Here is a 15,919-nt window from a genome sequence, read left to right on the forward strand (position 1 = left end):
CCCAATTGATTCACTCTATTAACCTGGTCGACGATGTTGTTCGACGAATCGCGCAACACCAGCAGCTCGCCGCCATCGTCAAGCTCCACGGAGCTGTCACAATAATCTTCCACAATGTCATTATCACTGAATACATTTGAATTATCGGCGATAATGAAAAACCCTTTTGCGGCGATGCTTTTCCCCGACGGTATTGTAATCGCATTCGATCCGGCCCCCAATCCCTCTATCTGCCAGCCGGAAAGATTTACAGACGCATTCGTGTTGTTGTATAGCTCGATCCACTCATGCTCAGGGTTGGCCCCTGTTCCCATCCAGGCAACCTCGTTAATCACCACGCGCGGGGGCTCGATGACACTGTTGAATCTCCTGGGTGTACCGTCGATTGGATCACCAGTCGCGTCCAATCCGTTACGCCAACCCAGATTATTGTTTTCCCAGTTCCGATCATAATCTCCCGATGCGGGATTAATCCTCTCCATGCTCAGTTTTGGCGGTGGGGCATTCTCCCCGGCCGGCCAGCAATTGTACTCCGGATGGTTATGATCTTCCATGTTAGCGCTGTCTATGACGCCGCCTTCTCGATCTTTAAGCCGCAGTTTCTCGCCGTCATTGTCGAGCCCATACCCTCCGTAGGGCATGATCAGATCCGCGGCAATATCAGTCACTGCTCCGTCGTGCCGCTCTATCAGATAGTAACCTCCGGGTCCTGTGGACTCGCCGCTGTCCCCATCCAGGCAACTTCATTGATAACAATATCCCCGGCGTTCACAGTGTAGATGGACGAGCCGGCTGAGACGCTGTTGAGATTTTTGGGCGTGCCATTGATAGGATCACTGTTTGCATCCAGGCCGTTCCTCGCGCGCCTGTCGTTATAGATCCAGTTGGAATCAATTCCCGGCGAGGCTGGATTGATCCGCTCCATGCTGTATTTTACAGGCTCGTTGCTGCCCGCAGGCCACGGCCCGCCATCGCTGTTCGCCGAGTCTATAGTCTGCCCCGTGTGATCTTTCAGCTCAAGGCCCTCTCCATCATTGGAGAGAGCGCCCTGATAGATCTTGTCAGCGGCAATGTCGCTGATTGTCATGTCATCCCCGCATTCGAGAAGGTAATAGCCATGTGATGGAATCGTCCCGCTCAGAGTAAGATACGGGCTCCCGCTCGATGCCCGAAGCGTCCAGCCGGCAAGGGATATAGCCGCGGCAGTATTGTTGTACAACTCGATCCACTCGTCATTGAAACTCGCCGTGGTCCCCATCCAGCCGATCTCGTTGATCACGACACTGAGCGGATCGGCGGGCGGGGGCGTCGTGGTCGGCGTGGCCGTAGGCGGGCCGCCGGAGGTGATCGTCGGCTCCGGAGTGTCCGTTGCCGTAGGTGTAGGAGAGATTGTCGGAGTGGGCGTTATCGTCGGCGTATCCGTCGGCGCGACAGTCGGCGTTTCCGTGGGCGTTGGAGTAGGCTGTACCCCGACCGCCATCCCGGGATTCGGTATCTGAGGCTCGAAATCCGCCGCGTTATCGCCGGTATCGCTGTATCCCGCCGGATGCCTTCCAAGACTCAAGCCCGCTCCGGAGCTTCCCGCCGCCGTTCCTTCGCCGTGGAAATATGCGAAATGATTATTATCGCCCGGCGAATCAAGATCGTACGCGAGAGAATCCACCACCTGTCCCCACGCATCCCTCAGCTCCAGGTTATCAGGGCCGTTCGCGAGATCGATCTCCTCCGCCGCGTAATCATAATTCGCAACTTCCGTCTGCCCGTTATTCAAATCGGCGACGACCAGCATCCCTAATCCGTTCCCGTCGTCAGGAATAATCGCATGCTCCGGGAATCTGTAACTCTGTGTCTCCTCTCCGGTGTCCCCGTCAATCCCCACGAGATACCATTCCCCGGCGTCGGTCCCCGCAGGGCCGATTATCTCGATGAATGCACGCCCGTCGTCGTACCCGGCGGGATTGTAATACAGCTCGCTGATCTTCACTTCAGGCGGCGCAGGCGGAGTGGGTGTGACGCTCGGCGTCGCGCCGGGTGTCGGTGTTGGCTGCACGCCTGCCGCGGCCCCTGGATTCGGCGCCTGTGGCTCAAAATCAACCGCATTGTCATCTGTGTCGCTGTTCCCCTCAGGATGCCTCCCCAGGCTGTATCCCTCGCCCGAGCTCCCCGCCGCATTCCCTTCACCGGCAAAATGCTCGAAGTTGAAGTTCGAGCCGGGGGATACCGCATCGTATCCAAGCGCATCCACCACGTTTCCGTCTATGTCCTTAAGCTGAATATTGTACCTGCCGTTCGGCAAATTCACATTCGGCGCCGTATAGTCGGCATGTGTCACATAAGTTATGCCTGAGGCATCGGTATCGGCCACCACGAGCAATCCCAACCCGTTCCCCTCGTCACTGAATAGTGCGCCTGCCGGGAACATGAAGATGAGTTCCGACTGTCCACTATCGGGGTCGACTCCCATCAGCCGCGAGCCGCTTATATCCGTTCCCGCAGGCCCCACCAGCTCTACAAACGTCCGCCCCTCATCCTGCCCCAGCGCGTCATACAGCACCTCGCTTATTTTTACGGGGTCAGAGGCGGGCGGCTGCACGCCTGCCGCGTAACCCGGATTCGGGTAATCCACCACAAAATCATATGTGTTATTGTCCGTATCAAAGAGCGCCGGATATCTCACAAGGCTGAATCCTTCTCCGGATGTTCCGGCGGCTGTCCCCTCACCGGCAAAGACTCCGAAATGGCTGTTGTCTCCGGGCGTGACACCGTCATAAGCGAGCGCGTCAATAATCCTGCCGTAGTTATCTATAATCTGCACATTATCAGGGCCGTTGGAAAAGTCCATGTCGGGATCGGTGAAGTCGTAGTGCGAGACATAGGTGACGCTATCAGCCTCATCTGCCACCACAAGCAGCCCCAGCCCCCCGCCATCATCGGGGAATACCGAGCCCGGCGGGAATGTGAACTGCTCATCAATACTTCCATCATCTCCGTCAATCCCCACTATCTGCCACCCGCTGATGTCCCTCCCCGCAAAGCCCACCAGCTCTATAAATGAGTGCCCATTATCCTCGCCATCCGGGTTATAAAGGATTTCGCTTATCAAAACTATCGGCAGCTCGGGTTCAGGCGTGGCTGTTGGGATAGCGGCACGGAGCGCATAGACGGCATTGTCGTGGGAACCGACATAGACACGTCCGTCATCGCCGATCGCCGGGGAAGAGTCAAACCAGCTCCCGCTCTCGTAGCTCCCGGCGAGCGTCCCGTCGGAATTGAGCGCGTACAACATCTTGTCCTGCGCGCCCACGTACACCATCCCGTTGCCGCCTATCGCGGGAGAGGAATCAATGTTCATGCCCGCTCCGTAGCTCCAGAAGAACGCTCCCACAGAGGTCAACACATAAAGGTTATTGTCCCTGGAACCGGCATAGACATTTCCGGAAATGCCAATCGCGGGAGACGAGTACACATCGGACCCGGTCAGATATGACCAGGAGAGCGCACCCGCCGATGTGCATGCATAGACATTGTTATCATAGCACCCGATGTAGACGCTGCCGTCGGAGCCGATCGCGGGGGATGATTGCAGTGTGCCGCCTGTCCTATAGCTTCACACGAGCGATCTGCCGGAGTTGATTGCATACACAGTGTCCTTATCACCGGTGCCCCAGAATATCTGACCGTCAGTCCCCACCGCGGGCGACGAGGGATGAGCATTGGTCGCCGCGCCGGTAGTGAAGCTCCATGCCATTTCCCCCATGGAGCCGTCCCACAGGCTGAACGCTATGAGGCTCCGCCGCGCCTGGACATAGACTTCACCCGCAGTGCTTATCACGGGGGACGATGCCCAGGTGTCCTCCGCTCCATCGCCCGGATGGGTATAGCTCCACAACAGGCCGCCAGTGGAATTGAACGCATAGAACCGGTTGTCTTTCGAACCGATGTAGACTTCCTGAGTGGCGCTGATCGCGGGAGACGAGGATATGGCGCCTTCGGTCGCGTAGCTCCATGCAAGCGCTCCGGTTGAAGAATACGCATAGAACAGATTGTCGTCGCTCCCGACGTATATTGTCCCATCCGTACCCATGGCGGGTGAAGAGGCCACGTTGTCAGCCGCCAGATAACTCCACGCGAGCGCGGGCAGCGAAGGCCCCGCGTAGCTACTCCGGCCCGTATGCTGGAGATCGGAATGGAACATCGGCCACGGGCCCTCCGGCCTCGGCGTCGGCGTGATGGTCGGCGTCGGGGTAATCGTGGGGGTTTCAGTGGGGGCCGTGGGCGTGGGGGTCGGTGTCTCAGTGGGCGTAGGAGTTTCCGTCGGGGTCTCGGTCGGAGTAGGTGTAACTGTGGGGGTTTCCGTCGGCGTCAATGTGGGTATCGAAGTCGGCTCGGTGAGCACGTACAGGAAGGTATCATCTGAGCCTACGTATACATTGCCCGCATCTATTGCCACAGACGATTCGACCACACCGCCAGTCGCGTATGTCCACGCCAGTGTGCCATCAGAGTTGAGACTATAAATTATGTTATCCCTGGATCCAACATACACCGTATCAATTCCGCTCACTGCCGGCGAGGAAGAAATATCGCCGCCAGTCACATAGCTCCAGGAGAGCGCCCCGCTCAGGTCAATCACGCAGTACAGACAGTTGTCATCAGAACCCACGTACACCGTGTCGGTGCTTACCGCAGGTGATGAGGAAATAGGCCCTGAGGCGGCATAGCTCCATATCAAGGCGCCGGCTGAGTCAATGCGGTAGAGCTTGTTGTCTCTCGAGGCGACGTACACCGTGTCGATTCCGCTCACCGCAGGAGCGGAAGAGATATCACCAGCCGTTGCGTAGCTCCACGAGAGCAGGCCCCCCCCGTCAATCACGCAGTACAGACGGTTGTCATCAGAACCCACGTACACCGTGTCGGTGCCTATGCCTATCGCAGGCGACGAAAAGATAGGCTCGGAGGCCGCGTAGCTCCACAATAATGAACCGACCGAGTTGAGACTGTAGAGCCGGTTGTCCTCTGACCCCACGTACACCGTGCCGGTGCCGCTCACCGCAGGCGAGGAGGATATGTCGCCGCCCGTCACATAGCTCCACAGCATGGCGCCGCCTGAGTCAATGCTGTAGAGGCAGTCGTCATCGGCACCGATGTTCACCGTGCCGGCGCTTATTGCCGCTGATGAGGAAACAGGCCCGGAGGCGGCATAGCTCCACAGCAATGCGCCGCCTGAGTCAATGCTGTAGAGTCGGGCGTCCTCGGCGCCCACATAGACGGCGCCTGAGGAACTCAACACGGGAGCGGAGGAAATCCCACCGCCTGCTCCGTAACTCCAACGTAGCGCAGGGATGAGAGGGCCTACGGCGGAGCTCTTACCCGTGCGTTGAGGGTCATTACGGAACATCGGCCACCAGCCGCTGGCGGGATAGACGCAGTGGAGAATGATGCACGAAACAATGAGTGCGAGGACAGTCAAACGACAGCGAGGAATTGACTTTTTCATGCGCCCCCCTCCTCTGCTTCGGCGCCTGAGAAACAAACGCTATCGAGTGTGGGAAGATTCCTGTAAGTTTCTGTTACTTTCAGATGTCACAAGGCAGCCCGCTTGACTTTGCCGCGCTTCTTTTGGTAGTATAATAAACACACCCATTTCATCTCCGCAACACCACTAAATAATCCATAAATCATCCATACTGAATGGGTGCCGGCATCCCGATTGATATTATGCATAACCGCTTTTATCTCAGTCCATTAAATCTCGGAATCCCCGAAGGGGCAGAAACGCACGGGCTTACCCGTGGGAGAATGAATAAGCGGCGAGATGGCATAACGGCATGTGGAACTTGACCCCTGCCCGCCGTCTCGGGCGCGGGGCGTATCTTGCGGATCATCATGTTACGTGCTATTTTTATAATGAGGGATGATACATCCCTGACGTTCTCAGCATGCGGAGAATCAGACGCCATGAAAAGGATTTTGGCGGCGGCCCAATTTACTCTCATCGCGATGAGCGCGCTGCCGCTCTTCGCCCAGACCCGCCATTTTCCAGACACCCGAAACGGCATACACCTCTTTTCCGACCAGCTCCAGGACGGGATGACCGCATCGCAATATTCGTTCGCGGCCGGCAGGTATGCGGGATGCCAGAAGATGCGCGTGAGCGACGTGCGGAAATTACGGCTGTACAACCCGACCTTCATCGTGCTGCATTACCAGCTCGGCTGCGGAAACGGTCCCGCGCCCTTCATTGACGGGGATAACTGGATATCCGACTGGGATTACGTGACCGGACAGGAGGGCTGGTTCATGCATCAGGGCGGATCACGCCTCCACCAGTCGGCGTGGGACTGGTACCTGATGGACATCAACAATGCCGCCTATCGAACATACTGGATCGAAAAATGCAAGGATCGCATGCGCGACACGGAATGCGACGGGGTCTTCGCGGACAGCTTCACCGTTGACGGCTATTTCGATCAGCTCACCCCCGCGCATCCCTGGTTTACCGATACCAACCTGTGCCTGGATAACTGGCTGCCGCGTCTTGAGTCTTATGCAGACTCCATCACGAGCAACTTCGCCGCGTCACCCGAAAGGTTTTACTTCCTGCCCAACCTCGGCGGGTTGGTGACGGGCTGGGATACCACCGACTACGCGGCGCTGGGCGATGGCGGCATGGTGGAGGGGTTCGGAGCCTGGGGGAACGGAGACTATTTCAGCCCTGATGACTGGAATCTCCAGATGACCCGCGCCCTCCAGCTCGTGCGGCTGGACAGGATCGTCATCTGCCAGTCGTACACGAGCGATGATAATCTCCGCGAGCGCATGTTCCTCGTCGGCTGCTACCTCCTCATCAAGGGGAACCATACCTATTTCAACATGATCGGCGCCGAGCACGGCGAGGAGCTGCTGTACTATCCTGAATACGGCGCCGCCCCCGGTTCATACACGGGTGAGATCCCCAGCAGCACGGCTGACCTCTACGATTCCGCCACGGGGTGTTACCGGAGGGAATATTCAAACGGCCGGGTCTTCGTCAATCCGGGAGAAACAGATGTCCACATCGGCAATCCGGGCGGCACCTACCAGCTCGTCTCCGCGAGCGGCGGCGGCTCGGTGGACACACAGGGGGGGAATGCAGGCAGCCTCTCATACAGCGCGGTGACGAGCGTCGATCTCCCGGCGCACAGCGCGGCGATACTCCTCGGCGAAGTGCCGTCTACACACCATACCGTGACGCTCGCGCTCGACCGGGCGAGCTTCTCAACCGCCGACGCGCTCACATTGAGCTGGCAGATCGGAGCGGCTTCCGGCGCACCGATACACGTCGCGGACGCCTATGTGGCGGGCATGACGCCGGGAGGAAAACTATATTTCTACAGGCGGGGATTCACCACCAAGACAGCCCCCATCGCCCCCTCGCTGCGGGTGACCGACCGCTCGGGAACACTCGGGCCGTTTTCGCTCGCCGGACTCTCTCCGGGCAACTATGCCTGGTACGCCGTGCTCGCAATCCCGGGGAGCGATCCGCGGAGCGCTTCAAACCGGCTCAGCAACCTGGGCACTATCCCCTTCGCGATCAATTGATCCATGCCGATGCCGCCACCTGGGGTTCTCAATTGGATAATGCAGCAGAAAATGTGGGCTTCTCTCAGAATACGGTCATTGCGAGGGAGTGTAATGACCGCAATGACGGCCTAAAGCCCACACTTATGTGTCCATCATCCTCAATCATGGCGCGATCACCAAGGCGGTGATCGGGACGGCGTGGGCTCCTCACCTCACCCGCCCCTTCATGGCGCGCTCGATTTCCCTCTCGGCCACACGCCTCTTGATCGTCTCCCGCTTGTCGTGGGCCTTTTTGCCTTTCGCCAGGGCCAGCTCCACCTTCGCCCTCCCCTCTTTGAAGTAGAGCTTCAAGGGGATACAAGCGAGCCCCTTCTGGGCGGTCTGCCCTTCGAGGTATGCGATCTCGCGCTTGTGGAGGAGGAGCTTCCGCTTCCTCAGTGGATCGGGATTTTCGCGATTGCCGAACTCGTACGGGCTCACGTGGGCGTTGCAGAGAAACGCTTCCCCACCCGCGACCATCCCGTAGCTGTCGTTGATGTTGGCCCTTCCCTGGCGGAGGGACTTCACCTCGGTCCCCTTGAGGGCGAGGCCCGCCTCGAATGTCTCCAGTATTTGGTAGTCGTGGCGGGCCTTCCTGTTTGTCGCAATCAGTTTGGTCTCTGTCATGGGATGAAAAAGGCCCTCATCCGACAAAAGCCCAGGTATAGAAGCGCGCTACCTAAGTTAGCCCTGCCTTTTTTGTGTGCACCTGATCTCTCTGATCAACCTGATTTTTCAGAGTAATCAGGTCAATCAGGTGCTCATCTCAAAGTTCATTGAAATTCCGAATAGGGAGATCCCACATACTCGTCATTTGAATCTTGTCATTGGGGATTTGGGATTTGTTTGGGATTCGGAATTTGGGATTTGGGATTTATTCCTATTCCTTCCCTCCCACCGTCCCCGGGACCTGATCCTCCTCCAGCTCCGCCTCCTTCCCGGATGGGCTGAGATCAACCTTTTCGGCTTCAATCGTCGCGGGCGCTTCGGCGCGCTCCCCCGAGGCCTTCTCCAGCTTGGCGCTGATCGTGAGATCATTATCAGCGAGCACGCTGATGACCCTGGCGTACTGTTTATAGCCTGGTTTCCGGATCTTCAACACGTAGCTTCCTGCCGCGAGTTTCAGGAGGGATGTCTTCCCATTGCCGATGAGGCTGTCGTTGATATAAATCTCGGCATCGGGTTCCTCGGGGACTGCTGAGATGATCACGTTTCCGTACTCCTTCTCCGCCGCGAGCTCCTTTTCATCCAGGTAGAGCGTGATAGCGCCCTTGTATTTCTTCACCTGATCGGTCACTCCCTCGTTCTCCAGAGAGAGTTTCTTGTAACAATTGGCGACGGTCACGGTTTCGACCTCGTCATCATAGCCGCGCTTGCGCGTCACGATCTCGGAAAGATCAGCGGCGATAAAATGCGCGGACGAATCACCCTCATTGACCGCCGTGTATTTGTACGGAGTGCGGCCCACATAGTGGCCGTTAAAGTAAAGGCGAGCTCCCTGAGGCATCGAATATATCCAGACCTCGCACACCGTCTTGCTCACTCCCTTCAGGTATTTTGTCGTGCAACCGAAGATCGCGCACGCGCCGAACGCCAGCCCCCACAGCATCGCCCGTTTCATTTGCCAGCTCCTTTCATGATCACACCGTCAAAGAAAAGCGGTTCCCTCTCCCCTGACTTTCATCTCCACGGCATTTTGCAATTCTATCACAAGGGTCACGCGGGGCAAATTGTTTTCAGGTGAGGCCATTGCGCGCGATCCCGAGCGGCAACTCGCCCCCCCCGCGCGGGTGCTGCGCTTAGTGGACCCGAAGGTCGGGAGGGAAATGCAGGTAGCAGTGCCGGTTGCGGGAGAGTATCGAGTAGAGCAGATCGACGGATTTACTTTCCGGGAAGGGGCTGTCGAATCCCCCGCTCATGGATGAAAAAACCAGCTCCTTCAAGCTGTCGATCGCCTCGTCAGGCGATCTGCCCAACGCATCGAGGGAGAGCTCAGGGCATCTGGCTTCGTAGTCCCCGCAGGGTCTTTCCGTAATCTCTATTGTGAGATGCAGCCGCTGAACCATAGGTACCCCATCCCACCCAGTTTTAAATATATCAAGTTTGTAGCGCACACCTGTAGCTCACCCTTTAGGGTGAGGCGCTACGCCCGTGGACAATCTTATGGCGCTATTTTCTCGCCGCACAGCTGGAGCAACTCGCTCCAGCGCCTGTCGACGTCCGCCTGTATCTCGGCGACCGCGGGCGCGTTCTCCGGCTTGAGCAGGTGCTGAAACCGCTTCTGAGTTTTGAACCATTCGATGATCGGCACTTTCGTCTTCGGCCGGTAGTTGAGCTTCCACACGCCGTTTTCGATCTCGAAGAGCGGCCAGTAGCACGTTTCGACAGCCATCCTGCACACCTCGAGCGAGTTGCTCATCGGGACGCGCCAGCCCCGGTGGCATGAGGAAAGCGCGTTTATGAATTTGGGGCCTTCGATCCTGAGCGCTTTCTGAACCTTGGTCATGAGATCGAGCCACCTGTGCGGGGAGGCCTGGGCGATGTACGGGATGCGGTGGGCGGCCATGATCCTGGTAAGATCTTTGGGATACTGCTTCTTCCCCTGCGCCGCCTTCCCCACAGGTGACGTGGACGTGGCGGCGCACATAGGTGTTGAGCCGGAGCGCTGTATCCCGGTATTCATGTACGCCTCATTGTCGTAGCAGACGTACAGCATGTCGTGGCCCCGCTCCATTGCCCCTGAGAGCGACTGGAGGCCTATGTCGTAGGTGCCGCCATCCCCGCCGAACGCGATGAACTTGATGTTCTTGCCGATCCTCCCCTGCTTCTTCAGCGACCGGTACGCTGACTCGATTCCGCTCATCGTCGCCGCGGCGTTCTCGAACGCGTTATGCATGAACGGGACGCGCCAGGCGGTATACGGGTAAATGGTCGTCACCACCTCCATGCATCCCGTGGCGCAGGCGCAGACGATCGGATCCTCGGCGGCCATGAGGACGAGCTTGATCGTGATGATGCTCCCGCAGCCGGCGCACGCCCTGTGCCCAGGGCTGATCGGTATCGGTTTCTTCGAGAGCTCCTTCAGATTGATCGCCATAACAACGTCTTTCAAACCACTGAGAACACTGAAGCCACTGAAATTATTTTTTATAACAACTCGGTTTTCAGTGTATTCAGTGCCTTCAGTGGTTAATTCAAATCTATTCCCTGACCCCCAAATGAATCGCTTGGCGCGCGTCGGCACGGCCTTCGGCCAGATCATCGAAGACAGAGCGGATCATCACGGGGCTCAGGTCCCTGCCGCCGAGGCCGTAGACGTAGTTGCACACGTCCGCGTCGCTTTTCTTATAGAGGGCCGATTTCACTTCGGGCGCGAGCGGCCCGCCAACCGCGTTAAACCCCTCAGCCCTGTCCAGCACCGCGATCGCCCTGGCGTGCCCTATCGCACGGGCCAACTCCCCATCGGGGAATGGGCGGAATACGCGCAACTTCAGGACGCCGACCTTCCGCCCCCTGTTCCTCAGCTCGTCCACCACCGATTTAACCGTGCCCGCTGCAGATCCCAGGCACAGGATGATATACTCCGCGTCGTCCGTCCGGTACTCATCGAAGAACCCGTAGCCGCGCCCCGTGAGTTTTCCGTACTCCTTCCCGATCGCCAGAATCACCTCTTTCGCGCGCGTCATCGCCTCCGCCTGCTGCTTCTTGTGTTCGAAATAGTAGTCCTGCAGGTCGAGGGCCCCGAAGGTAATCGGGTGGTCCACATCGAGCAGTGGATATGCGGGCCGCCACTCGCCGATAAACTTCTTCACCGCATCGTCGGCCAGGGTCTCGACCCTCTCGAGCGTGTGGCTTATGATGAATCCGTCGAGCGTGGGCATGACGGGAAGGAGGACGTCCGGGTGCTCGGCGATCCGCACCGCCTGCACGACATTGTCGTAGACCTCCTGGGGATTCTCGCTGTAGAGCTGTATCCAGCCGCTGTCGCGGCAGCCCATGGAATCGCTGTGGTCGCAGTGGATATTGATCGGGGCGCTGAGCGCACGGTTGACCACGGTCATCACGATCGGGAGGCGCGTGGAGGCGGCGATATACACAATCTCCCACATGAGGGCGAGGCCCTGAGAGCTCGTCGCCGTCATCACGCGCGCGCCGGCGGCGCACGCGCCCACGCAGGCGCTCATAGCGCTGTGCTCCGACTCCACGAGGACCACTTCGGTCTTCACAATGCCGTCGGCGACGAACTGCGCAAATTTCTGCATCAGCTCGGTCTGAGGCGTGATCGGGTAAGCCGCGACAACGTCAGGCTCAATCTGGCGCATCGCCTCTGCCGCGGCTTCATTTCCCGTGAGGGCTGCAATTCTTTGCATGGTATTAACTGCTCCCGCGACGACCGGGAGAGAATGATCTACCCCTTCTTCTTTGAGTGGAAGCACCCTTTCCTGTCGGCGTCCACGGATCCTTCGGTTTCCAAAACCATTTTAATCGCCTTGACGGGGCAGATGGTGGCGCAGATGCCGCACCCCTTGCAATGATCGTAGTCGTAGCCCACCATTTTCCCTCCCTCCACATCGATGCACACGTCGGGGCAAAACAGCCAGCATTGAAGGCAGTTGGTGCAGGTATCCTTATCAACGAGAGGACGATAGGTTCTCCAGCCGCCGGTTTTGTACGCGGCGGCGTTCCCCGCCTCGAGGATGAGCCCGCCGATCGCCAGTTCCTTATATCCCTTTTCCTTAGCCATTCTTCTTCACCTCGGCATAGGCCCGCCGTATGGCCCTGAGGTTGCCTTCAATCGTTTTCTGGTCAAATTTTTTCGAAAATTCACCCTTCACATCCTCGCAGAGCGCGTCCAGATCGAGCAGCCCGGCAACCTTGAGGAGCGCCCCCACCATCGGCATGTTTGGAATGGGCCTTCCTATCTCATCAAGCGCAATCTTCGTGGCATCGACGGTCCAGACCACGCCGTGGCACTGCGCGCCGAACGCCTTCCCCGGCTTCTTCGTGTTGACGATGATCGCCCCGTCGTCTTTCAGCCCCTCGCACACATCCTCGCTCCCCACCAGGCTTTCGTCGAGCACCAGCACCAGATCGGGGCTGTACACGGAGCAGTGCTCCATGATCTTTTCAGAGCTGATCCTCGTAAAACCCTTCATCGGCGCGCCCGAGCGCTCGGGGCCGTATTCCGGGAACCCCTGGCTGAATTTTCCCTCGTGTATGGCGACGGCGGCGACAAACTCGCAGGCGGTCTTGACCCCCTGCCCCCCCCGCCCGTGCCACCTGATTTCGGTGAGATTTTTCATGGTTTCAGCCTTGTGGCGAAGAAATTACGGTTGAAACATGATATCACGGAGAGAGGGGAAAGGCAAACGGAAAACCCCACCCGTGGAGAGCCGGGCCCACCGCGAGCTACATCTCCTGTCGGCCGTCCAGGGCTTTGCTGATCGTCACCACGTCGCTGAAATCGAGGCTGCTCCCCATCGGGATCCCGTGGGCGATGCGGGTCACCTTCACCGGGGACGCCTTCAGCGCCTTGGCGAGATAGAGGGCCGTCGCTTCACCCTCGACATCGGAGCCGGTTGCGATGATGACCTCCTTGATGCCGCCCCGCTTCACCCGCTCGATGAGCTCCTTTATCCGCAGGGCGTCCGGCCCGACGTTGTCGAGAGGGGCTATTTTCCCCATGAGGACGTGGTAGAGGCCGCGGTAGCTCCCCGCCTTCTCTACCGCCACCATGTCAGCCGGGCACTCGACGACGCAGAGGGTATGGGAGTCACGGCGCGCATCGGAGCAGATCGGGCAGGGGTCAGCTTCCGCCACGCTGTAGCAGACCGAGCAGTGGTGAATTTTCTTCCTCAGCTCCGCGAGCGCTGCGGCGAGTTCGGCGCTGTCAGACGCAGGCGCCTTGAGGAGGTGGAAGACAATCCGCTCCGCGCTGCGCGGCCCTATGCCGGGGAGCTTGGTAAGCTCCTTGATGAGTTTCGCAATTGGCTGGGGGTAGCGCATAATCAAATCCCAAATCCCAAAATAGAATGAATAAGAAGGCCGACTCTTAAAACCGGCGAGGCTGGAATAATGATCATGTATAGGAAACCGTAAAGAGATCGGTGACACTGTTAAAAGGGCAGGGGCAGATCCCCGGCGATTTTCTTCATTGATTCGGCGGCGAGCCCCTTTACCTTCTCCCGGGCTTGGTGTGCTGCTTCGAGCACCATCTCTTCGAGCGCGCGCGCGTCGCCACGGGCGAGCAACTCAGGCCCGATGGTGACCTTCGTGATCTTCATCGTGCCATCCATCCTGACGCTCACCGGCCCCTTGCACGAGGTGCCCTCCGCCTCCACTCCCGCGAGTCCCTCGCTCACCTTGCCCATCTCGCGCTTCAGCTTGTGGGCCTGCTTGAGCATATCGAATATGTTCGCCACGAACCATTCCTCCAGGGCAACCGCTATTTCTTAATGTCAATCACCTGCGCCTGGAACATCTCCAGTGCCGACTGGATCAGGGGATTCTTCTTAAGGTTCTGGATCTCCTTGCGCGGGGCGGAGCCTCGCTCCACTGTTTCTTTCTTCTCTATTTTCTTTTTGATGTCAAAACGGATGCCAACGTCAGCCCCGAGCCTCTCGCAGAGGATATTCTTCAGAAGCTTTTTATGCTGGGGGTGATCCAAGGAATCGCGGTGATACGCGCGATCCTCCGCGAACTCAACACACAGCACCCCCTCCGCGAATTCCGCCGGCCTCCCCTCAATGAGATAGGATTTCAGCAGCGGCCGGACTGTCGCAACACGCTCCAGCACCTCAGACCAGACCGCATGGACGCGAGCCAGCACCTCTCCATCAGCTGGTGGGCTGCGACGAGGCCCCTCAGTATCACCAGCCACCTGCGGGACTTGAGGTTTCACCGGGGCTGCGGCAGCAGGCGCGTCCGGTGGAGTATCATTCTTGACTTCCGCGGCGGCGCCTCTCCCGGCCGTAGCCTTCTTCGCCTCCGCGCGATCCCTCCCCGCCGAGGACGCGGATGGCCTGAAGAGATCTCCTGCCGCGCCATGGGCATCGCCCGGGGGGTTACTATCCTCCGCTGATCCCGTGAGCCTGCGCTCGAGCATCCTGATCTTATTCAGAATCTCGGGGAGCGAGGCAACCTCTTTCACCTTCGCCGCCTTCAAGAAGGCCAGCTCCAGGAGGATCCTCGGCGAGAGGGCCCACTTCATCTGCTGATCGGCCCTCGTGAGCACCTCCAGCACATAGAGTATCCCTTCCAGTGTTATTTTTTTGCTCTGGCTCGAGATCGCTTTCCACGCCTCCGGAGAGACACCCGCCCCGCCCTCATCGCCTCCCTGTACCAGAACGAGCATGATGGACCTCATGTACGTGATCCAGTCAGCGAGGAAGAGGGGCAGCTCCTTGCCCTCCCCGGCGATGGCCCCGATGAGTTCGAGCCCCTTGCGGAAATCGCCATTGATGAGGGCGTCCGTCATCTCACGGAGGACGGATTCCTTCACGAGCCCGAGCATGGAGATGACATCCTCCTCTCCTATCCTCCCCTCGGAAAATGAGACGAGTTGATCCAGGATGCTCTCCGCGTCCCTCATGCTCCCCTGGGCGTAGCGGGCGATCGCGAAACAGGCCTCCTCATCGATGGAGATCTTCTCTGATTTCGCGATGCGGGTGAGGCGGTCGACAATCTCTTTCGGAGAGATGCTGCGCAGGTCAAAACGCTGGCAGCGGGAGAGGATCGTCGCCGGAACCTTGTGCGGCTCGGTCGTGGCGAAGAAGAACTTCACGTGCGGGGGTGGCTCCTCGAGCGTCTTGAGGAGGGCATTGAACGCGTCCGTGGTGATCTGGTGGACTTCATCGATGATGTAAATCTTATACCTGCTGGAGCTCGGGGCAAACTTCACATTCTCCCTGAGCTCGCGAATCTGATCGATGCCCCTGTTCGACGCGCCGTCAATCTCCAGCACGTCCATGCTGTTGCCGGCGATAATCCCCTTGCACGAGGGGCAACGGTCGCAGGGGGCGGCGGCTGAGCCCTTCTCGCAATTGAGCGCCTTCGCCAGTATGCGCGCCATGCTCGTCTTGCCGATGCCCCGGGGCCCGGTAAAGAGGTATGCGTGCGCCACCCGGTCCCTGGCGATTGCGTTTTTGAGCGTCGTGGTGACATGCTCCTGGCCCACGACCTCGTCGAACTGCTGCGGCCGCCACTTCCGCGCGAGTACCTGGTACTCCATAATAACTCCTTAATAAAAATACTAGGAAACCACTGAGAACACTGAAGACGTTGAATTCATGGGATATTAATTGGTCCTTTCAGTGTA

The 15,919-nt window shown here is 58.5% G+C and carries 14 protein-coding genes; 1 reads left to right on the forward strand and 13 read right to left on the reverse strand.

Features of this window, described 5'->3' with window-relative positions; translation table 11 throughout:
* The 3 genes from NTX71_11705 to NTX71_11715 all read right to left on the reverse strand — a co-directional run.
* Positions 1-668, reverse strand: a 668-nt coding sequence (locus tag NTX71_11705; protein MCX6340563.1) for a lamin tail domain-containing protein, incomplete at its 3' end; no start/stop codon positions are given.
* 20 nt (positions 669-688) lie between these two features.
* Positions 689-3,385: a lamin tail domain-containing protein gene (locus NTX71_11710; protein ID MCX6340564.1), complete on the reverse strand. Its 2,697-nt coding sequence runs from the start codon at positions 3,383-3,385 to the stop codon at positions 689-691.
* Positions 3,386-3,607: 222 nt separating this feature from the next.
* Positions 3,608-5,497: a PQQ-binding-like beta-propeller repeat protein gene (locus NTX71_11715; protein MCX6340565.1), complete on the reverse strand. Its 1,890-nt coding sequence runs from the start codon at positions 5,495-5,497 to the stop codon at positions 3,608-3,610.
* A gap of 461 nt (positions 5,498-5,958) precedes the next feature.
* Between NTX71_11715 and NTX71_11720 the strand changes: the two genes are divergently transcribed.
* Positions 5,959-7,581 carry a putative glycoside hydrolase gene (locus tag NTX71_11720; GenBank protein MCX6340566.1) on the forward strand — a complete coding sequence of 541 codons (1,623 nt, stop codon included), beginning with the start codon at positions 5,959-5,961 and terminating at the stop codon, positions 7,579-7,581.
* Between the two features lie 189 nt (positions 7,582-7,770).
* Here the strand turns inward: NTX71_11720 and smpB are convergent, their stop codons facing one another.
* The 10 genes from smpB to dnaX form a co-directional block, all read right to left on the reverse strand.
* Positions 7,771-8,229: an SsrA-binding protein SmpB gene (gene smpB, locus NTX71_11725; protein MCX6340567.1), complete on the reverse strand. Its 459-nt coding sequence runs from the start codon at positions 8,227-8,229 to the stop codon at positions 7,771-7,773.
* 253 nt (positions 8,230-8,482) lie between these two features.
* Complete coding sequence (locus NTX71_11730) at positions 8,483-9,223, reverse strand: PEGA domain-containing protein (GenBank protein ID MCX6340568.1); 741 nt, start codon at positions 9,221-9,223, stop codon at positions 8,483-8,485.
* A gap of 178 nt (positions 9,224-9,401) precedes the next feature.
* Complete coding sequence (locus NTX71_11735) at positions 9,402-9,668, reverse strand: hypothetical protein (protein MCX6340569.1); 267 nt, start codon at positions 9,666-9,668, stop codon at positions 9,402-9,404.
* Between the two features lie 95 nt (positions 9,669-9,763).
* Positions 9,764-10,699, reverse strand: a complete 936-nt coding sequence (locus NTX71_11740) for a thiamine pyrophosphate-dependent enzyme (GenBank protein MCX6340570.1) — start codon at positions 10,697-10,699, stop codon at positions 9,764-9,766.
* Between the two features lie 103 nt (positions 10,700-10,802).
* Positions 10,803-11,972: a pyruvate ferredoxin oxidoreductase gene (gene porA, locus NTX71_11745; protein ID MCX6340571.1), complete on the reverse strand. Its 1,170-nt coding sequence runs from the start codon at positions 11,970-11,972 to the stop codon at positions 10,803-10,805.
* A gap of 38 nt (positions 11,973-12,010) precedes the next feature.
* The gene (locus tag NTX71_11750; protein ID MCX6340572.1) at positions 12,011-12,346 is read right to left on the reverse strand and encodes a 4Fe-4S binding protein; all 336 of its coding nucleotides are present in this window, start codon (positions 12,344-12,346) and stop codon (positions 12,011-12,013) included.
* Positions 12,339-12,905 (reverse strand): 2-oxoacid:acceptor oxidoreductase family protein, encoded by a 567-nt coding sequence (locus NTX71_11755; GenBank protein ID MCX6340573.1) that lies wholly within the window; start codon positions 12,903-12,905, stop codon positions 12,339-12,341. Before NTX71_11755 ends, NTX71_11750 begins: the two co-directional genes overlap by 8 nt.
* 106 nt (positions 12,906-13,011) lie before the next feature.
* Complete coding sequence (gene recR / locus NTX71_11760; protein ID MCX6340574.1) at positions 13,012-13,608, reverse strand: recombination mediator RecR; 597 nt, start codon at positions 13,606-13,608, stop codon at positions 13,012-13,014.
* A gap of 110 nt (positions 13,609-13,718) precedes the next feature.
* Complete coding sequence (locus NTX71_11765) at positions 13,719-14,024, reverse strand: YbaB/EbfC family nucleoid-associated protein (protein MCX6340575.1); 306 nt, start codon at positions 14,022-14,024, stop codon at positions 13,719-13,721.
* Positions 14,025-14,047: 23 nt separating this feature from the next.
* On the reverse strand, positions 14,048-15,832 hold the full coding sequence (dnaX, locus tag NTX71_11770) for a DNA polymerase III subunit gamma/tau (protein ID MCX6340576.1): 1,785 nt from the start codon (positions 15,830-15,832) through the stop codon (positions 14,048-14,050).
* Positions 15,833-15,919 lie beyond the last annotated feature (87 nt).

The organism is Candidatus Auribacterota bacterium (assembly GCA_026392035.1).
GTDB lineage: Bacteria > Auribacterota > Tritonobacteria > UBA1439 > UBA1439 > JAPLCX01.